The sequence below is a fragment of the Corynebacterium bouchesdurhonense genome (assembly GCF_900078305.2).
Lineage (GTDB): Bacteria > Actinomycetota > Actinomycetes > Mycobacteriales > Mycobacteriaceae > Corynebacterium > Corynebacterium bouchesdurhonense.
On sequence record NZ_LT546026.1, the window covers coordinates 14,158 to 35,459 of the forward strand.

The 21,302-nt window shown below is 68.7% G+C and carries 19 protein-coding genes and 2 pseudogenes; 12 read left to right on the top strand and 9 right to left on the bottom strand.

Annotated features, from left to right (window positions below):
- Positions 1–7: 7 nt before the first annotated feature.
- From BN4252_RS02190 to BN4252_RS02200, 3 genes are read left to right on the top strand one after another with little or no spacing between them, the layout of a single operon-like run.
- Entirely contained in the window at positions 8–613 is a 606-nt protein-coding gene (locus BN4252_RS02190) for a biotin transporter BioY (RefSeq protein ID WP_066524857.1), read from the top strand.
- Between the two features lie 5 nt (positions 614–618).
- On the top strand, positions 619–1,308 hold the full coding sequence (locus tag BN4252_RS02195; RefSeq protein ID WP_066524862.1) for an energy-coupling factor ABC transporter ATP-binding protein: 690 nt from the start codon (positions 619–621) through the stop codon (positions 1,306–1,308).
- Positions 1,305–1,919 carry an energy-coupling factor transporter transmembrane component T family protein gene (locus BN4252_RS02200; protein ID WP_066524866.1) on the top strand — a complete coding sequence of 205 codons (615 nt, stop codon included), beginning with the start codon at positions 1,305–1,307 and terminating at the stop codon, positions 1,917–1,919. Before BN4252_RS02195 ends, BN4252_RS02200 begins: the two co-directional genes overlap by 4 nt.
- A gap of 8 nt (positions 1,920–1,927) precedes the next feature.
- Here BN4252_RS02200 and BN4252_RS02205 read toward each other — a convergent pair whose 3' ends face one another.
- The 5 genes from BN4252_RS02205 to pgsA (BN4252_RS02225) form a co-directional block, all read right to left on the bottom strand.
- A complete protein-coding gene (locus tag BN4252_RS02205) occupies positions 1,928–4,405 on the bottom strand; it encodes a lamin tail domain-containing protein (protein ID WP_066524869.1) in 2,478 nt (825 codons plus the stop codon).
- Between the two features lie 127 nt (positions 4,406–4,532).
- Positions 4,533–5,360 (bottom strand): PspA/IM30 family protein, encoded by an 828-nt coding sequence (locus tag BN4252_RS02210; RefSeq protein ID WP_066524872.1) that lies wholly within the window; start codon positions 5,358–5,360, stop codon positions 4,533–4,535.
- 86 nt (positions 5,361–5,446) lie between these two features.
- On the bottom strand, positions 5,447–5,806 hold the full coding sequence (locus tag BN4252_RS02215; RefSeq protein WP_066524875.1) for a helix-turn-helix domain-containing protein: 360 nt from the start codon (positions 5,804–5,806) through the stop codon (positions 5,447–5,449).
- A gap of 24 nt (positions 5,807–5,830) precedes the next feature.
- Positions 5,831–6,388 (bottom strand): CinA family protein, encoded by a 558-nt coding sequence (locus BN4252_RS02220; protein WP_066524878.1) that lies wholly within the window; start codon positions 6,386–6,388, stop codon positions 5,831–5,833.
- Positions 6,389–6,961 (bottom strand): CDP-diacylglycerol--glycerol-3-phosphate 3-phosphatidyltransferase, encoded by a 573-nt coding sequence (gene pgsA / locus BN4252_RS02225; RefSeq protein WP_392389917.1) that lies wholly within the window; start codon positions 6,959–6,961, stop codon positions 6,389–6,391.
- Between the two features lie 37 nt (positions 6,962–6,998).
- On the opposite strand from pgsA (BN4252_RS02225), the gene BN4252_RS02230 reads away from it, so the two are divergent.
- Positions 6,999–7,301, top strand: a complete 303-nt coding sequence (locus BN4252_RS02230; RefSeq protein ID WP_066524882.1) for a YciI family protein — start codon at positions 6,999–7,001, stop codon at positions 7,299–7,301.
- A gap of 16 nt (positions 7,302–7,317) precedes the next feature.
- Here BN4252_RS02230 and BN4252_RS02235 read toward each other — a convergent pair whose 3' ends face one another.
- On the bottom strand, positions 7,318–8,490 hold the full coding sequence (locus tag BN4252_RS02235) for a TerC family protein (protein ID WP_066524890.1): 1,173 nt from the start codon (positions 8,488–8,490) through the stop codon (positions 7,318–7,320).
- Between the two features lie 262 nt (positions 8,491–8,752).
- Here BN4252_RS02235 and BN4252_RS02240 point away from each other — a divergent pair, with 262 nt between their 5' ends.
- Complete coding sequence (locus BN4252_RS02240) at positions 8,753–9,865, top strand: HNH endonuclease signature motif containing protein (protein ID WP_066524891.1); 1,113 nt, start codon at positions 8,753–8,755, stop codon at positions 9,863–9,865.
- Here BN4252_RS02240 and BN4252_RS02245 read toward each other — a convergent pair.
- Positions 9,862–11,634: pseudogene (locus BN4252_RS02245) on the bottom strand (DNA translocase FtsK); the annotation flags it as partial. The gene BN4252_RS02240 and the pseudogene BN4252_RS02245 sit on opposite strands and share 4 nt — an antisense overlap.
- 81 nt (positions 11,635–11,715) lie before the next feature.
- Between BN4252_RS02245 and BN4252_RS02250 the strand changes: the two are divergent.
- Positions 11,716–13,365, top strand: a pseudogene (locus BN4252_RS02250) (DNA translocase FtsK); the annotation flags it as partial.
- Here the strand turns inward: BN4252_RS02250 and BN4252_RS02255 are convergent.
- Positions 13,362–14,474: an HNH endonuclease signature motif containing protein gene (locus tag BN4252_RS02255; RefSeq protein WP_066524891.1), complete on the bottom strand. Its 1,113-nt coding sequence runs from the start codon at positions 14,472–14,474 to the stop codon at positions 13,362–13,364. The pseudogene BN4252_RS02250 and the gene BN4252_RS02255 overlap by 4 nt on opposite strands.
- A gap of 262 nt (positions 14,475–14,736) precedes the next feature.
- Here BN4252_RS02255 and BN4252_RS02260 point away from each other — a divergent pair, with 262 nt between their 5' ends.
- A complete protein-coding gene (locus BN4252_RS02260) occupies positions 14,737–15,909 on the top strand; it encodes a TerC family protein (protein ID WP_066524890.1) in 1,173 nt (390 codons plus the stop codon).
- A 16-nt stretch (positions 15,910–15,925) separates the two neighbouring features.
- Here the strand turns inward: BN4252_RS02260 and BN4252_RS02265 are convergent, their stop codons facing one another.
- Entirely contained in the window at positions 15,926–16,228 is a 303-nt protein-coding gene (locus tag BN4252_RS02265; RefSeq protein ID WP_066524882.1) for a YciI family protein, read from the bottom strand.
- A 37-nt stretch (positions 16,229–16,265) separates the two neighbouring features.
- On the opposite strand from BN4252_RS02265, the gene pgsA (BN4252_RS02270) reads away from it, so the two are divergent.
- From pgsA (BN4252_RS02270) to BN4252_RS02290, 5 genes are all read left to right on the top strand, one after another.
- Complete coding sequence (gene pgsA / locus BN4252_RS02270) at positions 16,266–16,838, top strand: CDP-diacylglycerol--glycerol-3-phosphate 3-phosphatidyltransferase (protein WP_392389917.1); 573 nt, start codon at positions 16,266–16,268, stop codon at positions 16,836–16,838.
- Positions 16,839–17,396, top strand: a complete 558-nt coding sequence (locus BN4252_RS02275; protein ID WP_066524878.1) for a CinA family protein — start codon at positions 16,839–16,841, stop codon at positions 17,394–17,396.
- A 24-nt stretch (positions 17,397–17,420) separates the two neighbouring features.
- A complete protein-coding gene (locus BN4252_RS02280) occupies positions 17,421–17,780 on the top strand; it encodes a helix-turn-helix domain-containing protein (RefSeq protein ID WP_066524875.1) in 360 nt (119 codons plus the stop codon).
- A gap of 86 nt (positions 17,781–17,866) precedes the next feature.
- Entirely contained in the window at positions 17,867–18,694 is an 828-nt protein-coding gene (locus BN4252_RS02285) for a PspA/IM30 family protein (RefSeq protein WP_066524872.1), read from the top strand.
- 127 nt (positions 18,695–18,821) lie between these two features.
- Entirely contained in the window at positions 18,822–21,299 is a 2,478-nt protein-coding gene (locus tag BN4252_RS02290) for a lamin tail domain-containing protein (RefSeq protein ID WP_066524869.1), read from the top strand.
- The last annotated feature ends 3 nt before the right edge of the window (positions 21,300–21,302 follow it).

Genomic DNA, 21,302 nt, shown 5'->3' on the forward strand with positions numbered 1-21,302 from the left:
TCCCGCCATGACCTCAGCTACCCCCGCCACACCGGCGCAGCCCCGCCCCCGCGGCAACGCAACCGCGCAGGACATCGCGCTCATCGCCGTCTTCGCCGCCATCATCATCGTCCTGGGCTTCGTGTCCATCCCCGTCGGAGCCGCCGGCGTGCCGATCGTGCTGCAGAACGCGGCCGTCATCCTCGCCGGCCTCGTTCTGGGCCGCCGCCGGGGGTTCCTCACCGCCGCGGTCTTCCTCCTGGTCGGCCTCGCCCTGCCAGTGCTAGCGGGCGGCCGCACCGTCATCGCCGCGCTCGGCGGCCCAACCGTGGGCTACCTGGTCGGCTACCTCGTCTCCGCCTACGTCGCAGGCGCGATCGCCTACCTCGCCCCGTTCAAGGCCAACCGCGGCGCAACCGTCGCGGTGATCGCGCTCGCAGGCGCGGTAGGCCTTTTCTTGCAGTACCTCTTCGGGGTCTTCGGCATGATGTGGCGCCTGGACATGACGTTCGGCGCCGCGTGGGCCGCGCAGGTGCCGTTCCTGCTGCCGGATGCGGGCAAGATCGCGTTGATGATCGCGGTCGCCGCGGCGGTGCACGGTGCGTTTCCGGACTTGCATCGGGAGCGTCGATAAGCACAATGCCCCTGATCGAATTCGAGGGCGCGTCCGTTTCCTACGACGGCACGCAGGTGCTCGCGCCGCTCACCGTGCGCCTCAACGAGCGGCGCATCGGCATCATCGGCTCGAACGGCTCCGGCAAGTCCACCACCGTGCGGCTGATCAACGGCTTAATTGAGCCGACTACGGGGCGCGTGCTTGTCGACGGCCAGTCCCCCAGCACCCACGGCAAAGAGATCCGCCGCCGGGTGGGGTTCGTGTTCTCCGATGCCGAGTCACAAATTGTCATGCCTCGCGTAGCCGACGACGTGGCGTTCTCCCTGCGCCGCTTCAAACTACCGCGCGACGAGGTGCGCGCCCGCACCGCCGCCGCGCTGGAGCGCTTCGGGCTCAGCGAGCTTGCCGAGAACTCCCCGCACACCCTCTCCGGCGGCGAAAAACAGCTGTTGGCGCTGGCATCCGTGCTGGTGACCGAGCCGGACACCGTGATCGCCGACGAGCCGACCACGCTGCTGGACCTGCGCAACCGCCGCCGCCTCATCCGCGAGCTGGAGGCCCTGGAGCAGCAGGTCATCGTGGTCACGCACGACCTCGAGATGCTGCGCGGCTTCGACCGCGTGCTGGTGATCGACGAGGCCCACCTGGTGTGCGACGCCGCGCCCGACGAGGCGATCGCCCACTACCTCGACCTCATGGAATCAAAGCCGTGATCCGCGAGCTGCCGCTGGGCGTGTACGTGCCCGGCAACACCGCGCTGCACCGCGCCCACCCCACCGTGAAGTTTGTTGCGCTGGTGGCGTTCATCATTGTCGCCACCGTCTGGCCCGCCGAGCCGTGGCAATCCATGGCGGTGCTAATCGCTGCGATGGCGCTCTACCCAGCCGCCCGCGTGCCCGCCGGGGTGGCATGGCGCCAGCTGGTGCCGCTGCTGCCCATCTTGGGGTTCCTCGGTGCGTTCTCCTGGTGGCAGAACGGCGCCGAGCGCGCCCTGACCATGCTGATCAGTCTGCTGGCCACCATCGCGGCGGCCAACCTACTCACGCTGACCACCACGGTGGAGGAGCTACTCGACGCCCTCGACGCCAGCCTGCGCCCCCTCAGCAGGCTGGGCGTGCGCACCGACCTGATCAGCCTCACCATCGCGCTGACCATCCGGCTCATCCCCCTCATGCTCGCCACGGCCAACGAGGTGCTCGACGCCCGCAAGGCGCGCGGCGCCGGGTTCTCGTTCGCCGCCTTCGGCATCCCCCTGGTGATCCGCTCCGTGCGCCGCGCCAAGATGATCGGCGAAGCGCTCATGGCGCGCGGCGCGGTGGACTAGGTCTCCGGCTACGCCCGGGTGGAGCTCAGCTGCTGCTGCACGGCAAGCGCCTGCGCCGCCAGCGCCGGGTTGAAGATGCCCAGGCGCAGCTGCAGCTCGAGGTTGGCCTGCGCCAGCGCGTCGCGGGCCGGGCCGTTCACGCCGACGAACGCGAGGAGGCCCAGGGGGAGCAGCAGGGCGAACGGCACCAGCACGGCCGCAGCGATCCAGCCCGGCGTGAGCGAGCTGGCGGAGCTGGCGGAGCTGCCGGAACCGTCGCCCGGCGCCGGTGCCGGTGCCGGTGCCGCCTCGCACTCAACCACGGCCACGGCGACCGCCCCGCGCAGCGCAATCCCGTTCGTTGCGTTGTCATCGGCCCAGAGGTAGCGGGTGGTGTCGGTGCGCGTACCTTGCTCGCACGTCCCCTCCTTGAAGTAGCGCGCGTAGCCCTCGTTGGCGAAGTTCTCGGTCATGCCCGCGGGGCGCGCCTGCACGTCGGACGCCTGCGCGAACTCGGTGCCGTTGTACGTGATCAGGATGGACTGGCCGTCGCACACCTCGTCGCACAGCGCGCGCAGCTGGCTGGCCTGGCGGTCATAATCCAGCGCCATCACGCCCTTGAACGGGGTCTTCAGCCGCTGCACCAGCGTGGACGCGCCGTTGTCGCCGAGGGAAACAAAGAGCACCTCGCCGGTCTCCTCCACGCCCACCGCGAACACGTTCTGCTCGGGGATGTACGCGATTGCCTCGAGGCCGCCGTTCGGCGCCACCGGGCCCACGTGCTCCGCTAGGTTCCACTCGCCGGTCGCGTTCAAAGTGCCTTCGCTTGCCGACGCAACCTCATACCGCAACACCGATGGCCGCGAGACCTTCTTGTTGGCGTTGTCGCGCTCCGTTGCCACGTACAGGGCGCCGTCGGGGCCCACCGTCACGCCCTCGGCGTCCGGGATCCCGGTGCCGTCGCCGTAGCGGAGCGTGAAGCGCCCGCCAACGGAGTAGGTTCCGGCCGCGTCGTCGTAATCCAGGGCCCAGAGCTCTGCCTTGCCGTTGTTGACCACCCACGCGCGGCCGTTCTGGTCGAAGTCAACGCCGGACATGTCCTTGGTGTTGAACTCCGCACCCAGGTCGATGTCGGTGATCTTCAGGCCGGCCACCGGCCACGCCACAGAGTCCAGCGGCTTGGTCTCTTCCTTGACCGGCGCCTCGTTCTTGGCGCCCGGGGTGGCCTTTGTGTCCGTGAACGCGCCGGTGCCGTCCGGTAGCCTTCCCCAGGTATCTGCCGCGTGCGCGGACCAGCCGGCCTCGTCCACCGCGGTGCCGTCGGCGGTGAAGAGGCGGACCTTGTCGTTGCCGCCTAGGCCGAAGCCCTCGCCGCCCCCGAGGGCCTGGGCGCCCTCGGTGTAGAAGCGGGCGAACGCGCCCGGCTTGAGCACCGTGCCCGCCGGGAACACCAGCGGGGTGTGCGAATCGTCGTTGTCCAGCACCGTCCATCTGGAGATGTCCGCGTCCGCGTCGCCGGCGTTGTAGAGCTCGAACCAGTCGGCCACCGGGTCGCCGTTCGATTCCACCTCGTTGATCACCACCTTCGGGATGGCAGCCGGCTCCTCGGGCACGTACGCCACGTTGGCCGCGCCGCGGGTCTTCTCGCCCGTCACGACGAACTCGCCCCGCATGTCCGGGATACGGCCGATCGAGGTCGCGCGGTCCGTCGGCAGCGCGGCGGGGCCGGTGTAGGAGTGCTCGTCGACCATCTTGCCGCTCGTGTCCGCGATGGTCACCGTGTCACCCGAGTTGCCCAGGCCGAAGCCCGTCGTTCCGTCGGGGGTGTTTTCCTTGCCGTCCGTGTAGAACGCGTAGTAGCCGCCGGCGGGGATCACGGTCCCCTCCGGGAACTTCAACGGCGCGTGGGCCGGATCATCGGCGACGGCGGTCCAGCCGCTGATGTCCACGTCCTGGCCAGTCGGGTTGGCCAGCTCCACCCAGTCCGCGGGCTCGCCCTGCGGGTCGATCTCGTTGATCACCACGCGGAGCCGCTCGTTGGCCTCGCCGCGGGTGGCGCGCAGGCTCTCGGCGAAGTCGCCGGTGCCGTCAGCGGTCCGCGCCCACGACGTCTTCGCGTGCGCGGCCCATGTGAAGGAATCCACCTCGGCGCCCGACGCGTCTCTAAGCGTGATGGAGTCTTCGTCGCCCAGCCCGAACCCTTTGGACTTATCGGGCGTGGATCCTTCCGTCTCGAAGGCGTAGAAGCCGCGGGCGGGCACGACCGTCCCCGCGGGGAACACGATGGGCGTTGATTTCTTGCCGCTGTCGATGGCGGTCCAGCCGGAGATATCGATCGCGGTTTCGGTGTTGTTGTAGAGCTCCACCCAGTCGGTGCCCTGGGTGACGACCTCATTGATGGCGATGCCGGACGGGGCGGCTACCGCCTCCGGCGCGTGCAGGGGCGCGAGCACCAGCGCCGTCGCCAGCGGCGCGGCGAGGATGTCTCGCAGGCGTGTGTTCAGCATGGGGGTCCTTTGCGTGTCGAGAGATGTGATCCCGCGCAAAAGACTATGTGCGTTTGGTTAACACGCCGTGAACGCGAGCGACGGCGGGTGCCGCGCTGGGCACCCGCCGTCGACAAGCAAAAAGCGCTTAGTTCTCCCCGCGCAGCTCGCGCATGCGCTGCGCAACCGCGTCGTCGCTCACCTCGGCGCCCGGGGTGGCGTTGCCCTGCTCGATCGCGGGCTTGGAACCGGAGGTCAGCTCGCCCGCCATCTCGGCGCGGATCTGCTCGAGGCGGCCGTGGCCGGCCATCTGGATGCCGGCCTGCTCCACCTCGGCCATGCGGCCTTGCACGGAGTTCTGCGCCAGCTCGGCTGCGCCCAGCGCGTTGGCGTAGCGGCGCTCGATCTTGTCGCGCACCTGGTCCAGGTTCGGGCCGCCGGCGGTGATGGAGTTCATCTGCTGCATGGTCTCGGAGACCTTCTCCTGCATCTTCGCCTGCTCGAGCTGGCTGAGCAGCTTGGAGCGCTCCGCCACCTGCTGCTGCAGCTGCGCGGCGTTGCGCTCCACGGCCTGCTTCGCGGCGCTAGCCTGCTGCAGCGCCTGGTCGTGCAGCTGCTTGGTGTCCTCCACGCCCTGCTCGGCGGTGACCAGCTGGGCCGCGAACGCCTCCGCGGCGTTCTCGTACTCCTGGGCCTTGCGCGCGTCGCCGTCGGCGCGGGCCTTGTCCGCCAGCTGCAGCGCCTGGCGGGTGTTGGCCTGGAGCTTCTCCACGTCCTCCAGGCGGCGGTTGAGCTGCATCTCGATCTGGCGCTGGTTGCCAATCACGGCGGCGGCCTGCTGGCTAAGCGCCTGGTGCTGGCGCTGCGCCTCGCTGATGGCCTGCTCGATCTGCACCTTCGGGTCCGCGTTCTCCTCGATCTTGTTATCGAAAAGCGCCATCAGGTAGTTCCAGAACTTGGTAAACGGGTTCGCCATGGGTCGGAGACCTTCCTTGTCTTCACCGGGTATAAACCGGAAATAATTTGCGTACGTTCCCGACCATCGTAGACGGGAAACGGGCGTTAGGCCTCCGCTGCCGCCGGCGCGGTGGCGGCGAGCTCCTCCGTGATGGAGGTCAGCGACATGTTCGCCACCGCCTCGAGCACCACCTCGGACACCGTGGTGTCCAGCGCCTCGCAGATCGACGCCAGCACTTCGGACGAGACCTCCTTGCGGCCGCGCTCCAGCTCCGACAGGTAGCCCGGCGACACCATGGCGTGGCCGGCCAGCTGGCGCAGGGACACGCCCTTGTCGGCGCGGAAGGCGCGCAAGGACATGCCCAGCGCCTCGCGCAGCAGCGGCTCGCGCACCCGCTTTGGGGCGCGCGGCGCCTCCACCGGCGCGGCGGGGGTCAGGTCTGGGATCAGCGTTGTGGTTACCATCACCGAGCTCAACGGCTGGGGCCGCTACTTTGTTCCCGCCATCTCCTGCTTGCCGCGTACCGCCTGAAGCGCGCCGCGCAGCGCCGCCTCGACGGCGGCGGAGCGGATCTGGTTGCGGTCCCCGGCCAGCAGGCGCACGGGCTCGGGTTCGCCCGGCACCAGCGCGTAGCGCCCCAGCGGCGCCGGTGCGAGCTCCGCCGCGGAGAAAGACGCCGTCCACCGCGGCCCGCTCACACCGATCCACACCTCGCCGGGTTGGTGGCCGTCCTGCGGGTCGGGCCCCGCCACGCCGGTCAGGGACACCGCCCAGTCCGAGCGGCACGCGGCCCGGCAGCCCCGCGCCATCTCCCGCGCCACCGCCGCGGACACCACGCCCTCGCGCTCCACCAGCGCCGCGTCGACGCCGGCAAGCCCCACCTTCAGGTCGGTGGCGTACGTGACCAGACCGCCGCGCAGTACGTCGGAGGCGCCGGGCACCTCGGCGAGCGTCGCCGCGGCCAGCCCCGCGGTGAGGGACTCGCAGAAGGAGATGGTTTGGTTTGTGCTCCGGAGAGCGTCGATAAGCAACAAGCTCGTGTCCACCTAATTCACCTTCCGTGCGTCGAGCAAGTACTGCACGCCCGTCACCACCGTGACTGCGGCGGCGAGCACCATGACCACCAGAGACGGCGTGTCCATCCACCCCGGCAGCGGGCAGAGGTACAGGCCCACGCCGAGGGTCTGCAGCGCCGTCTTGAGCTTGCCGCCCTTCGACGCCGGCACGACCTTGCCGCGGCGCAGCATCGCGAAGCGCCACACCGTGATGCCCAGCTCGCGCACCACGATCACCACCGTGATCCACACCGGCAGCGTGGCCGCGATGTTTAGCGTCACCAGCGCCGTGATCATCAGCGCCTTGTCCGCGATGGGGTCCGCGATCTTGCCAAAGTCGGTGATCAAGCCGCGGGCGCGCGCGATGTCGCCGTCCAGCTTGTCGGTGAGCATCAGCGCCACGAACAGCCCGAACGCCCACCACCAGTTCTCATCCAGCACCAGCCACGCCAGCACCGGCACGAAGAGGATCCGCAACGACGTCAGGATGTTGGGGAGGTTCCAGTTCGACGGCTGCGGCTGCGGCGGTGGCGGCGTAGCGGCGGGTTGTGTCACGTAAGCCACCCTACAGACCGCCCGCGAGCGCCTACACTCCTATCCCATGAAGTACTTCGCGTTCACGTACACCTACGGCGACGACACGCAGCTCGTCGAGGCCACCCGCCCCGCGCACCGCGAGTTCATCGCGTCCCAGCTCGCGCTCGGCAGGATCGTCGGCTCCGGGCCCTACGTGGACGGGAGCCAGGCGCTGATCATCATTCAGCTGCCCGACAGCGCATCGCTTGCCGACGCAACCGAGATCATGGACAAAGACCCCTACATCGACGCCGGCGCCCTGCAGGCGCGCGACGTCCACGAGTGGAACCCCGTGTCCAACATCTTCGCGCCCGAGCAGGCAGGGTAGCCCGGGATCTCACGCGCTACTTCTTGCCGCCGCGGGCCACGTGGAGGTGGTCCGTCTCCGTCGAGCCGGTGGCCGTGTGGTCGCCCTTGCCGGAGGTAGCCGGGTCATCGATCCACTCCACGTGGTGGCCGTGCTTGTCCACCTTGCGGCGGTTGCCGTGGTCGTCGAAGTCAATGTGGAACTGCTTTTCGCCCGGGTTCTTGCGGCCGGCCTTGATGTCGGCCCGGTCCTTGGCCAGCGAGGCCACGGCCGTGAGCACCAGCACGCCCACGATGACGCCGAGCGAGGTCACCGTGCCGATCTCCGGCACGTCCAGGCCCTCGCCGCCGTTGATGAACGGCAGGTTGTTCTCGTGGAGCGCGTGCAACAGCAGCTTCAGGCCGATGAAGCCCAGCACCACGGCGAGGCCGTACGGCAGGTACACCAGCTTGTCCAGCAGCCCGTTGAGCAGGAAGTAGAGCTGCCGCAGGCCGAGCAGCGCGAACGCGTTGGAGGTGAAGACGAGGAAGGACTCCTGGGTGATGCCGAAAATGGCGGGAATGGAGTCGAAGGCGAACATCACGTCGATGAAGCCGATGGACAGCAGCGCCACGAACAAGGGTGTGACGGCCTTCTTGCCCGCCTCGGTCTTCGAGACGAGCCTGTCGCCGTGGTAGGACTTGGTCACCGGAATGACCTTGCGCAGCGTCTTGACCACGAGCATGTCGTTCGGGTCGGTCTCGGGCTGATCCGTGGCTTCGTCGTACACGAGCTTGATGGCGGTGTAGATGAGGAACGCGGCGAAGAGGTAGAACACATCGGACCACGCCTCGATGATCACCGCGCCCAGCAGAATGAACAGCAGGCGGAAAACCAGCGCCATCACGATGCCGATGAGCAGCACTTTCTGCTGGTAGGCGCGCGGAATCTTGAACGCGCCCATGATCAGCGCGAAGACGAAGAGGTTGTCCACGGACAGGGACAGCTCGGTGATGTAGCCCGTGAAGAACTGCACGCCGTGCTCCGCGTCCCACAGCCACCACACGATGCCGCCGAAGATCGCGGCCATGCACATGTAGAACGCCGCCCAGCCGCCGGCCTCCTTCATGGACGGCTCGTGCGGCGTGCGGACGTGAGAGACGAAGTCAAAAACGAAAAATCCGAGGATCACCGCCGAGGTGATCAGCCAAATGTACAAGGGCACGTGCATGGTGCGTTCCTCCGGTCAAGGGTTGAGAAAGGGACCGGAGGTCTCCCCCGCCCGCGGCGGGCTGCGTGGACCGGGGCTTTCGCTTATCGACGGCACCGTGCTGACGATCCAACACAATTTCGGGGTACTCCCCTCTCAGCTCGCCCCACTCTACACAACGGCACGGCAGGTTATCCACAGGGACGCCATTCGCGCGCCCCGGTTATCCACAGTTTCGCTTCGGGTTCTTGCGTTTCGTTCAGCGCGCAATACGATGGGATCCGTGAACTTCGCCGAACTACTCGAATCGCTGGCGGGGCTCGGCGTTGACGTACTCGCCGGCTTCGATCGCGACGCCGCGCTGCGCGTCGGCCTGAACCCTGCACGGGTGCGCTCGTGGCAGCGGGTGCACGAGGTCTACTTCGGCGCGACGAAGTGGACAGCCCAGCAACGCCGGGCGCTTGAGCGGGCGCGCGGCGGCGGGCTGAGCCTGCACCAGCTGGAATACATCGAAACCCGGCTCTCCCGCATCGAGGACGCACGCGAGCGCTGGGAGCTGCGCCACCAGCTGTTGGCCGTGCGCGGGAACTTCAAAGCGCTGCAGGCTGCCGCCCGCCGCATCCTGCCGCCCGCCGCGCCGAAGCCGCCGCGCAAGAAGCTCAGCTTCACCGGCTCGCGCGACGGGATGCGCGGATTCACGGGCTGGGCGCCGGAGCGCCAGGTCGCTGACCTCGAGAGCGCCCTGCGCCGCGGCCTCGACCTGGACCAGCCGGAGGCGCCCCAGCTGATGGACGCCTTCCTCGCCCTGCTCGGCGGCACCCGCGCCAACGCCAGCGCGGTGGTGCCGCCCGCCGCGCCGCGGCCCATCGTGCTGGTGCCGCTAGACACCCACGTGGACATCCTCGGCGGCCGCGGCGACGATACGCTGCTTCGCCTCACTGACGGCACCACCATGACCGGCGCCGAGTACCTCGCCACGATCTTCGGCGAGGGGCCCGCACAGGTCCGCGCGGCCGGCGTCGGCGAGGCGGCGCTCTTCCACCCGCAGCGCGGAGCCGTGAACCTGTACCGCACGCAGCGCTACGCCAACGCGAAGCAGCGCGTGCTCGCAAGCCTCACCGCGCCCGGATGCCCCGTGCCCGGGTGCCGCCACGGCGCGGACAACTGCCAGATCCACCACATCACGGCGTGGCGGCACGGCGGTGAGACAAACCTGGCCAACCTCGCGCCGCTGTGCCGCTACCACAACCGAGCCAACGACGACGACCCCCGCGCAAGGAGCCGGGGGCGCGTCGAGATGGTCCGCGGCGCGCCGCGGTGGGTCTCGCCGGGCGGGAGGGCGGTGGCCAACCCCCGCCACGGCCCGGGCGCGATGGAGCTGCTCTTCGGCGGCTAGAAGGCGCCGCTGGTGGGGTTGTAGGTGGCGGAGGGGGCGTCGTCAAGCGATTGCTCCTCCTTCGGCGCATCGGCCGGATCCGCCCCCTTAATCATCCACAGGATGGTGTCGAGCTCCTCCGGCTTGACCAGCACCTCGCGCGCTTTCGAGCCCTCGGACGGGCCGACCACGCCGCGCGTCTCCATCAGGTCCATCAGGCGGCCCGCCTTGGCAAAACCGATGCGGAGCTTGCGCTGCAGCATCGACGTGGAGCCCAACTGCGAGGTGACCACGAGCTCGACGGCCTCGAGGAGGTCGTCCATGTCCTTGCCGATCTCCTCGTCAATCTGCTTCGCCTCGCCCGCCTTCTCCTCGGTCACGCCGTCGACGTAGTCCGGCTCGTCCTGCGCCTTCGCGGCCTCGACCACCGCCTGGATCTCCTCGTCGGTGACGAACGCGCCCTGCAGGCGCTGCGGCTTGCCCGCTCCCTGGGGGATGAACAGTCCGTCGCCCATGCCGATCAGCTTCTCGGCGCCGCCCTGGTCGAGGATCACGCGCGAATCCGTCAGCGATGACGTGGCGAACGCCAAGCGCGACGGCACGTTGGTCTTGATCAGGCCGGTCACCACGTCCACCGAGGGGCGCTGCGTGGCTAGCACCAGATGGATGCCGGCGGCGCGCGCCTTCTGCGTGATCCGCACGATGGAGTCCTCGATCTCCTTCGGCGCCGTCATCATCAGATCCGCCAACTCGTCCACCACGCACACGATGAACGGGTACGGCCGCATCTCGCGCTCCGAACCCGGGGGCGCGGTGATGTCGCCGGCGCGGACCTTGCGGTTGTAATCCTTGATGTGGCGCACGCGCGCGGACTTCATGTCCATGTAGCGCTGCTCCATCTCCTCCACCAACCACTGCAGCGCGGCGGCCGCCTTCTTCGGCTGCGTGATGATCGGCGTAATCAGGTGCGGGATGCCCTCGTACGGGGTCAGCTCGACCATCTTCGGGTCGATGAGGATCAGGCGCACCTCCTCCGGGGTTGCGCGGGTGAGTAGCGAGACCAGCATCGAGTTCACAAACGCGGACTTACCGGAGCCGGTGGAACCCGCGACCAGCAGGTGCGGCATCTTCTGGATCGAGCTGGCAATGAACTCGCCTTCGATGTCCTTGCCCAGCCCGATGAGCATCGGGTCGTCCTGCGCCGAAACTTTCGGGGCGTCGAGCACGTCGCGCAGCCGCACCATCTCGCGGTCCTGGTTCGGCACCTCGATGCCCACTGCGGACTTGCCGGGGATGGGGGTGAGCAGGCGCACGTTGTCGGTGGCGGCGGCGTAGGCGAGGTTGGACTGCAGGTTGGTGATCTTCGAGACCTTCACGCCCGGGCCCAGCTCCACCTCGTAGCGCGTGACTGTGGGGCCGCGCGAGAAGCCGGTCACGGTGGCGTCGACGCGGAACTCCTCGAAGACGTCCGTGATGGCCTCGATCATGCGGTCGTTGGCCTCGGTGCGGGTCTTCGGTGCGGTGCCGGGCACAAGCAGGTCCGTCGACGGCACCGCGTAGTCGGCGTTGCCGCGCTGGATGCGCTTGGCGGGGGCCTTCTCCAGTTCCGACTTGGGGGTGGTGGCGGGCACGGCTGCGGCGTCGATGCCGCTGCGGGCGATGATCGCCTCCCGCATCGCGTCGCGCGTGCCACTCACCGCGTCGGGGGCTTCGTTTGCTTCTCGACGCTCCCGTTCCAGCACCCGCGTCTCCCCCACCTGCGGCCGGCGCGCCGGCCGCAGGTGGGGGAGACGCGGGTGCTGGAACGGGAGCGTCGAGAAGCAAACGAAGCCCCCGACGCGGTGAGTGGCACGCGCGACGCGATGCGGGAGGCGATCATCGCCCGCAGCGGCATCGACGCCGCAGCCGTGCCCGCCACCACCCCCAAGTCGGAACTGGAGAAGGCCCCCGCCAAGCGCATCCAGCGCGGCAACGCCGACTACGCGGTGCCGTCGACGGACCTGCTTGTGCCCGGCACCGCACCGAAGACCCGCACCGAGGCCAACGACCGCATGATCGAGGCCATCACGGACGTCTTCGAGGAGTTCCGCGTCGACGCCACCGTGACCGGCTTCTCGCGCGGCCCCACAGTCACGCGCTACGAGGTGGAGCTGGGCCCGGGCGTGAAGGTCTCGAAGATCACCAACCTGCAGTCCAACCTCGCCTACGCCGCCGCCACCGACAACGTGCGCCTGCTCACCCCCATCCCCGGCAAGTCCGCAGTGGGCATCGAGGTGCCGAACCAGGACCGCGAGATGGTGCGGCTGCGCGACGTGCTCGACGCCCCGAAAGTTTCGGCGCAGGACGACCCGATGCTCATCGGGCTGGGCAAGGACATCGAAGGCGAGTTCATTGCCAGCTCGATCCAGAAGATGCCGCACCTGCTGGTCGCGGGTTCCACCGGCTCCGGTAAGTCCGCGTTTGTGAACTCGATGCTGGTCTCGCTACTCACCCGCGCAACCCCGGAGGAGGTGCGCCTGATCCTCATCGACCCGAAGATGGTCGAGCTGACCCCGTACGAGGGCATCCCGCACCTGATTACGCCGATCATCACGCAGCCGAAGAAGGCGGCCGCCGCGCTGCAGTGGTTGGTGGAGGAGATGGAGCAGCGCTACATGGACATGAAGTCCGCGCGCGTGCGCCACATCAAGGATTACAACCGCAAGGTCCGCGCCGGCGACATCACCGCGCCCCCGGGTTCGGAGCGCGAGATGCGGCCGTACCCGTTCATCGTGTGCGTGGTGGACGAGTTGGCGGATCTGATGATGACGGCGCCGAAGGAGATCGAGGACTCCATCGTGCGGATCACGCAGAAGGCGCGCGCCGCCGGCATCCATCTGGTGCTAGCCACGCAGCGCCCCTCGGTGGACGTGGTGACCGGCCTGATCAAGACCAACGTGCCGTCGCGCTTGGCGTTCGCCACGTCATCGCTGACGGATTCGCGCGTGATCCTCGACCAGGGCGGCGCCGAGAAGCTGATCGGCATGGGCGACGGACTGTTCATCCCCCAGGGAGCGGGCAAGCCGCAGCGCCTGCAGGGCGCGTTCGTCACCGACGAGGAGATCCAGGCGGTGGTCGAGGCCGCGAAGGCGCAGGACGAGCCGGACTACGTCGACGGCGTGACCGAGGAGAAGGCGGGCGAGGCGAAGCAGATTGACGAGGAGATCGGCAAGGACATGGACGACCTCCTCGAGGCCGTCGAGCTCGTGGTCACCTCGCAGTTGGGCTCCACGTCGATGCTGCAGCGCAAGCTCCGCATCGGTTTTGCCAAGGCGGGCCGCCTGATGGACCTGATGGAGACGCGCGGCGTGGTCGGCCCGTCCGAGGGCTCGAAAGCGCGCGAGGTGCTGGTCAAGCCGGAGGAGCTCGACACCATCCTGTGGATGATTAAGGGGGCGGATCCGGCCGATGCGCCGAAGGAGGAGCAATCGCTTGACGACGCCCCCTCCGCCACCTACAACCCCACCAGCGGCGCCTTCTAGCCGCCGAAGAGCAGCTCCATCGCGCCCGGGCCGTGGCGGGGGTTGGCCACCGCCCTCCCGCCCGGCGAGACCCACCGCGGCGCGCCGCGGACCATCTCGACGCGCCCCCGGCTCCTTGCGCGGGGGTCGTCGTCGTTGGCTCGGTTGTGGTAGCGGCACAGCGGCGCGAGGTTGGCCAGGTTTGTCTCACCGCCGTGCCGCCACGCCGTGATGTGGTGGATCTGGCAGTTGTCCGCGCCGTGGCGGCACCCGGGCACGGGGCATCCGGGCGCGGTGAGGCTTGCGAGCACGCGCTGCTTCGCGTTGGCGTAGCGCTGCGTGCGGTACAGGTTCACGGCTCCGCGCTGCGGGTGGAAGAGCGCCGCCTCGCCGACGCCGGCCGCGCGGACCTGTGCGGGCCCCTCGCCGAAGATCGTGGCGAGGTACTCGGCGCCGGTCATGGTGGTGCCGTCAGTGAGGCGAAGCAGCGTATCGTCGCCGCGGCCGCCGAGGATGTCCACGTGGGTGTCTAGCGGCACCAGCACGATGGGCCGCGGCGCGGCGGGCGGCACCACCGCGCTGGCGTTGGCGCGGGTGCCGCCGAGCAGGGCGAGGAAGGCGTCCATCAGCTGGGGCGCCTCCGGCTGGTCCAGGTCGAGGCCGCGGCGCAGGGCGCTCTCGAGGTCAGCGACCTGGCGCTCCGGCGCCCAGCCCGTGAATCCGCGCATCCCGTCGCGCGAGCCGGTGAAGCTGAGCTTCTTGCGCGGCGGCTTCGGCGCGGCGGGCGGCAGGATGCGGCGGGCGGCAGCCTGCAGCGCTTTGAAGTTCCCGCGCACGGCCAACAGCTGGTGGCGCAGCTCCCAGCGCTCGCGTGCGTCCTCGATGCGGGAGAGCCGGGTTTCGATGTATTCCAGCTGGTGCAGGCTCAGCCCGCCGCCGCGCGCCCGCTCAAGCGCCCGGCGTTGCTGGGCTGTCCACTTCGTCGCGCCGAAGTAGACCTCGTGCACCCGCTGCCACGAGCGCACCCGTGCAGGGTTCAGGCCGACGCGCAGCGCGGCGTCGCGATCGAAGCCGGCGAGTACGTCAACGCCGAGCCCCGCCAGCGATTCGAGTAGTTCGGCGAAGTTCACGGATCCCATCGTATTGCGCGCTGAACGAAACGCAAGAACCCGAAGCGAAACTGTGGATAACCGGGGCGCGCGAATGGCGTCCCTGTGGATAACCTGCCGTGCCGTTGTGTAGAGTGGGGCGAGCTGAGAGGGGAGTACCCCGAAATTGTGTTGGATCGTCAGCACGGTGCCGTCGATAAGCGAAAGCCCCGGTCCACGCAGCCCGCCGCGGGCGGGGGAGACCTCCGGTCCCTTTCTCAACCCTTGACCGGAGGAACGCACCATGCACGTGCCCTTGTACATTTGGCTGATCACCTCGGCGGTGATCCTCGGATTTTTCGTTTTTGACTTCGTCTCTCACGTCCGCACGCCGCACGAGCCGTCCATGAAGGAGGCCGGCGGCTGGGCGGCGTTCTACATGTGCATGGCCGCGATCTTCGGCGGCATCGTGTGGTGGCTGTGGGACGCGGAGCACGGCGTGCAGTTCTTCACGGGCTACATCACCGAGCTGTCCCTGTCCGTGGACAACCTCTTCGTCTTCGCGCTGATCATGGGCGCGTTCAAGATTCCGCGCGCCTACCAGCAGAAAGTGCTGCTCATCGGCATCGTGATGGCGCTGGTTTTCCGCCTGCTGTTCATTCTGCTGGGCGCGGTGATCATCGAGGCGTGGTCCGATGTGTTCTACCTCTTCGCCGCGTTCCTCATCTACACCGCCATCAAGCTCGTGTACGACGAAGCCACGGATCAGCCCGAGACCGACCCGAACGACATGCTCGTGGTCAAGACGCTGCGCAAGGTCATTCCGGTGACCAAGTCCTACCACGGCGACAGGCTCGTCTCGAAGACCGAGGCGGGCAAGAAGGCCGTCACACCCTTGTTCGTGGCGCTGCTGTCCATCGGCTTCATCGACGTGATGTTCGCCTTCGACTCCATTCCCGCCATTTTCGGCATCACCCAGGAGTCCTTCCTCGTCTTCACCTCCAACGCGTTCGCGCTGCTCGGCCTGCGGCAGCTCTACTTCCTGCTCAACGGGCTGCTGGACAAGCTGGTGTACCTGCCGTACGGCCTCGCCGTGGTGCTGGGCTTCATCGGCCTGAAGCTGCTGTTGCACGCGCTCCACGAGAACAACCTGCCGTTCATCAACGGCGGCGAGGGCCTGGACGTGCCGGAGATCGGCACGGTGACCTCGCTCGGCGTCATCGTGGGCGTGCTGGTGCTCACGGCCGTGGCCTCGCTGGCCAAGGACCGGGCCGACATCAAGGCCGGCCGCAAGAACCCGGGCGAAAAGCAGTTCCACATTGACTTCGACGACCACGGCAACCGCCGCAAGGTGGACAAGCACGGCCACCACGTGGAGTGGATCGATGACCCGGCTACCTCCGGCAAGGGCGACCACACGGCCACCGGCTCGACGGAGACGGACCACCTCCACGTGGCCCGCGGCGGCAAGAAGTAGCGCGTGAGATCCCGGGCTACCCTGCCTGCTCGGGCGCGAAGATGTTGGACACGGGGTTCCACTCGTGGACGTCGCGCGCCTGCAGGGCGCCGGCGTCGATGTAGGGGTCTTTGTCCATGATCTCGGTTGCGTCGGCAAGCGATGCGCTGTCGGGCAGCTGAATGATGATCAGCGCCTGGCTCCCGTCCACGTAGGGCCCGGAGCCGACGATCCTGCCGAGCGCGAGCTGGGACGCGATGAACTCGCGGTGCGCGGGGCGGGTGGCCTCGACGAGCTGCGTGTCGTCGCCGTAGGTGTACGTGAACGCGAAGTACTTCATGGGATAGGAGTGTAGGCGCTCGCGGGCGGTCTGTAGGGTGGCTTACGTGACACAACCCGCCGCTACGCCGCCACCGCCGCAGCCGCAGCCGTCGAACTGGAACCTCCCCAACATCCTGACGTCGTTGCGGATCCTCTTCGTGCCGGTGCTGGCGTGGCTGGTGCTGGATGAGAACTGGTGGTGGGCGTTCGGGCTGTTCGTGGCGCTGATGCTCACCGACAAGCTGGACGGCGACATCGCGCGCGCCCGCGGCTTGATCACCGACTTTGGCAAGATCGCGGACCCCATCGCGGACAAGGCGCTGATGATCACGGCGCTGGTGACGCTAAACATCGCGGCCACGCTGCCGGTGTGGATCACGGTGGTGATCGTGGTGCGCGAGCTGGGCATCACGGTGTGGCGCTTCGCGATGCTGCGCCGCGGCAAGGTCGTGCCGGCGTCGAAGGGCGGCAAGCTCAAGACGGCGCTGCAGACCCTCGGCGTGGGCCTGTACCTCTGCCCGCTGCCGGGGTGGATGGACACGCCGTCTCTGGTGGTCATGGTGCTCGCCGCCGCAGTCACGGTGGTGACGGGCGTGCAGTACTTGCTCGACGCACGGAAGGTGAATTAGGTGGACACGAGCTTGTTGCTTATCGACGCTCTCCGGAGCACAAACCAAACCATCTCCTTCTGCGAGTCCCTCACCGCGGGGCTGGCCGCGGCGACGCTCGCCGAGGTGCCCGGCGCCTCCGACGTACTGCGCGGCGGTCTGGTCACGTACGCCACCGACCTGAAGGTGGGGCTTGCCGGCGTCGACGCGGCGCTGGTGGAGCGCGAGGGCGTGGTGTCCGCGGCGGTGGCGCGGGAGATGGCGCGGGGCTGCCGGGCCGCGTGCCGCTCGGACTGGGCGGTGTCCCTGACCGGCGTGGCGGGGCCCGACCCGCAGGACGGCCACCAACCCGGCGAGGTGTGGATCGGTGTGAGCGGGCCGCGGTGGACGGCGTCTTTCTCCGCGGCGGAGCTCGCACCGGCGCCGCTGGGGCGCTACGCGCTGGTGCCGGGCGAACCCGAGCCCGTGCGCCTGCTGGCCGGGGACCGCAACCAGATCCGCTCCGCCGCCGTCGAGGCGGCGCTGCGCGGCGCGCTTCAGGCGGTACGCGGCAAGCAGGAGATGGCGGGAACAAAGTAGCGGCCCCAGCCGTTGAGCTCGGTGATGGTAACCACAACGCTGATCCCAGACCTGACCCCCGCCGCGCCGGTGGAGGCGCCGCGCGCCCCAAAGCGGGTGCGCGAGCCGCTGCTGCGCGAGGCGCTGGGCATGTCCTTGCGCGCCTTCCGCGCCGACAAGGGCGTGTCCCTGCGCCAGCTGGCCGGCCACGCCATGGTGTCGCCGGGCTACCTGTCGGAGCTGGAGCGCGGCCGCAAGGAGGTCTCGTCCGAAGTGCTGGCGTCGATCTGCGAGGCGCTGGACACCACGGTGTCCGAGGTGGTGCTCGAGGCGGTGGCGAACATGTCGCTGACCTCCATCACGGAGGAGCTCGCCGCCACCGCGCCGGCGGCAGCGGAGGCCTAACGCCCGTTTCCCGTCTACGATGGTCGGGAACGTACGCAAATTATTTCCGGTTTATACCCGGTGAAGACAAGGAAGGTCTCCGACCCATGGCGAACCCGTTTACCAAGTTCTGGAACTACCTGATGGCGCTTTTCGATAACAAGATCGAGGAGAACGCGGACCCGAAGGTGCAGATCGAGCAGGCCATCAGCGAGGCGCAGCGCCAGCACCAGGCGCTTAGCCAGCAGGCCGCCGCCGTGATTGGCAACCAGCGCCAGATCGAGATGCAGCTCAACCGCCGCCTGGAGGACGTGGAGAAGCTCCAGGCCAACACCCGCCAGGCGCTGCAGCTGGCGGACAAGGCCCGCGCCGACGGCGACGCGCGCAAGGCCCAGGAGTACGAGAACGCCGCGGAGGCGTTCGCGGCCCAGCTGGTCACCGCCGAGCAGGGCGTGGAGGACACCAAGCAGCTGCACGACCAGGCGCTGCAGCAGGCTAGCGCCGCGAAGCAGGCCGTGGAGCGCAACGCCGCGCAGCTGCAGCAGCAGGTGGCGGAGCGCTCCAAGCTGCTCAGCCAGCTCGAGCAGGCGAAGATGCAGGAGAAGGTCTCCGAGACCATGCAGCAGATGAACTCCATCACCGCCGGCGGCCCGAACCTGGACCAGGTGCGCGACAAGATCGAGCGCCGCTACGCCAACGCGCTGGGCGCAGCCGAGCTGGCGCAGAACTCCGTGCAAGGCCGCATGGCCGAGGTGGAGCAGGCCGGCATCCAGATGGCCGGCCACGGCCGCCTCGAGCAGATCCGCGCCGAGATGGCGGGCGAGCTGACCTCCGGTTCCAAGCCCGCGATCGAGCAGGGCAACGCCACCCCGGGCGCCGAGGTGAGCGACGACGCGGTTGCGCAGCGCATGCGCGAGCTGCGCGGGGAGAACTAAGCGCTTTTTGCTTGTCGACGGCGGGTGCCCAGCGCGGCACCCGCCGTCGCTCGCGTTCACGGCGTGTTAACCAAACGCACATAGTCTTTTGCGCGGGATCACATCTCTCGACACGCAAAGGACCCCCATGCTGAACACACGCCTGCGAGACATCCTCGCCGCGCCGCTGGCGACGGCGCTGGTGCTCGCGCCCCTGCACGCGCCGGAGGCGGTAGCCGCCCCGTCCGGCATCGCCATCAATGAGGTCGTCACCCAGGGCACCGACTGGGTGGAGCTCTACAACAACACCGAAACCGCGATCGATATCTCCGGCTGGACCGCCATCGACAGCGGCAAGAAATCAACGCCCATCGTGTTCCCCGCGGGGACGGTCGTGCCCGCCCGCGGCTTCTACGCCTTCGAGACGGAAGGATCCACGCCCGATAAGTCCAAAGGGTTCGGGCTGGGCGACGAAGACTCCATCACGCTTAGAGACGCGTCGGGCGCCGAGGTGGATTCCTTCACATGGGCCGCGCACGCGAAGACGTCGTGGGCGCGGACCGCTGACGGCACCGGCGACTTCGCCGAGAGCCTGCGCGCCACCCGCGGCGAGGCCAACGAGCGGCTCCGCGTGGTGATCAACGAGATCGACCCGCAGGGCGAGCCCGCGGACTGGGTGGAGCTGGCCAACCCGACTGGCCAGGACGTGGACATCAGCGGCTGGACCGCCGTCGCCGATGATCCGGCCCACGCGCCGTTGAAGTTCCCGGAGGGGACCGTGATCCCCGCCGGCGGCTACTACGCGTTCTACACGGACGGCAAGGAAAACACCCCCGACGGAACGACGGGCTTCGGCCTGGGCAACTCGGGTGACACGGTGACCATCGCGGACACGAGCGGCAAGATGGTCGACGAGCACTCCTACACCGGCCCCGCCGCGCTGCCGACGGACCGCGCGACCTCGATCGGCCGTATCCCGGACATGCGGGGCGAGTTCGTCGTGACGGGCGAGAAGACCCGCGGCGCGGCCAACGTGGCGTACGTGCCCGAGGAGCCGGCTGCCATCCCGAAGGTGGTGATCAACGAGGTGGAATCGAACGGCGACCCGGTGGCCGACTGGTTCGAGCTCTACAACGCCGGCGACGCGGACGCGGACATCTCCAGATGGACGGTGCTGGACAACGACGATTCGCACACCCCGCTGGTGTTCCCGGCGGGCACGGTGCTCAAGCCGGGCGCGTTCGCCCGCTTCTACACCGAGGGCGCCCAGGCCCTCGGGGGCGGCGAGGGCTTCGGCCTAGGCGGCAACGACAAGGTCCGCCTCTTCACCGCCGACGGCACCGCGGTGGACGAGGCCGGCTGGTCCGCGCACGCGGCAGATACCTGGGGAAGGCTACCGGACGGCACCGGCGCGTTCACGGACACAAAGGCCACCCCGGGCGCCAAGAACGAGGCGCCGGTCAAGGAAGAGACCAAGCCGCTGGACTCTGTGGCGTGGCCGGTGGCCGGCCTGAAGATCACCGACATCGACCTGGGTGCGGAGTTCAACACCAAGGACATGTCCGGCGTTGACTTCGACCAGAACGGCCGCGCGTGGGTGGTCAACAACGGCAAGGCAGAGCTCTGGGCCCTGGATTACGACGACGCGGCCGGAACCTACTCCGTTGGCGGGCGCTTCACGCTCCGCTACGGCGACGGCACCGGGATCCCGGACGCCGAGGGCGTGACGGTGGGCCCCGACGGCGCCCTGTACGTGGCAACGGAGCGCGACAACGCCAACAAGAAGGTCTCGCGGCCATCGGTGTTGCGGTATGAGGTTGCGTCGGCAAGCGAAGGCACTTTGAACGCGACCGGCGAGTGGAACCTAGCGGAGCACGTGGGCCCGGTGGCGCCGAACGGCGGCCTCGAGGCAATCGCGTACATCCCCGAGCAGAACGTGTTCGCGGTGGGCGTGGAGGAGACCGGCGAGGTGCTCTTTGTTTCCCTCGGCGACAACGGCGCGTCCACGCTGGTGCAGCGGCTGAAGACCCCGTTCAAGGGCGTGATGGCGCTGGATTATGACCGCCAGGCCAGCCAGCTGCGCGCGCTGTGCGACGAGGTGTGCGACGGCCAGTCCATCCTGATCACGTACAACGGCACCGAGTTCGCGCAGGCGTCCGACGTGCAGGCGCGCCCCGCGGGCATGACCGAGAACTTCGCCAACGAGGGCTACGCGCGCTACTTCAAGGAGGGGACGTGCGAGCAAGGTACGCGCACCGACACCACCCGCTACCTCTGGGCCGATGACAACGCAACGAACGGGATTGCGCTGCGCGGGGCGGTCGCCGTGGCCGTGGTTGAGTGCGAGGCGGCACCGGCACCGGCACCGGCGCCGGGCGACGGTTCCGGCAGCTCCGCCAGCTCCGCCAGCTCGCTCACGCCGGGCTGGATCGCTGCGGCCGTGCTGGTGCCGTTCGCCCTGCTGCTCCCCCTGGGCCTCCTCGCGTTCGTCGGCGTGAACGGCCCGGCCCGCGACGCGCTGGCGCAGGCCAACCTCGAGCTGCAGCTGCGCCTGGGCATCTTCAACCCGGCGCTGGCGGCGCAGGCGCTTGCCGTGCAGCAGCAGCTGAGCTCCACCCGGGCGTAGCCG

Coding starts and splice junctions, on each gene's coding strand:
- BN4252_RS02230 (WP_066524882.1), top strand. CDS start 6,999: ATGAAGTACTTCGCGTTCACGTACACCTACGGCGACGACACGCAGCTC.
- BN4252_RS02235 (WP_066524890.1), bottom strand. CDS start 8,490: ATGCACGTGCCCTTGTACATTTGGCTGATCACCTCGGCGGTGATCCTC.
- BN4252_RS02205 (WP_066524869.1), bottom strand. CDS start 4,405: ATGCTGAACACACGCCTGCGAGACATCCTCGCCGCGCCGCTGGCGACG.
- BN4252_RS02265 (WP_066524882.1), bottom strand. CDS start 16,228: ATGAAGTACTTCGCGTTCACGTACACCTACGGCGACGACACGCAGCTC.
- BN4252_RS02210 (WP_066524872.1), bottom strand. CDS start 5,360: ATGGCGAACCCGTTTACCAAGTTCTGGAACTACCTGATGGCGCTTTTC.
- BN4252_RS02290 (WP_066524869.1), top strand. CDS start 18,822: ATGCTGAACACACGCCTGCGAGACATCCTCGCCGCGCCGCTGGCGACG.
- BN4252_RS02260 (WP_066524890.1), top strand. CDS start 14,737: ATGCACGTGCCCTTGTACATTTGGCTGATCACCTCGGCGGTGATCCTC.
- BN4252_RS02195 (WP_066524862.1), top strand. CDS start 619: ATGCCCCTGATCGAATTCGAGGGCGCGTCCGTTTCCTACGACGGCACG.
- BN4252_RS02280 (WP_066524875.1), top strand. CDS start 17,421: ATGGTAACCACAACGCTGATCCCAGACCTGACCCCCGCCGCGCCGGTG.
- BN4252_RS02285 (WP_066524872.1), top strand. CDS start 17,867: ATGGCGAACCCGTTTACCAAGTTCTGGAACTACCTGATGGCGCTTTTC.
- BN4252_RS02190 (WP_066524857.1), top strand. CDS start 8: ATGACCTCAGCTACCCCCGCCACACCGGCGCAGCCCCGCCCCCGCGGC.
- BN4252_RS02215 (WP_066524875.1), bottom strand. CDS start 5,806: ATGGTAACCACAACGCTGATCCCAGACCTGACCCCCGCCGCGCCGGTG.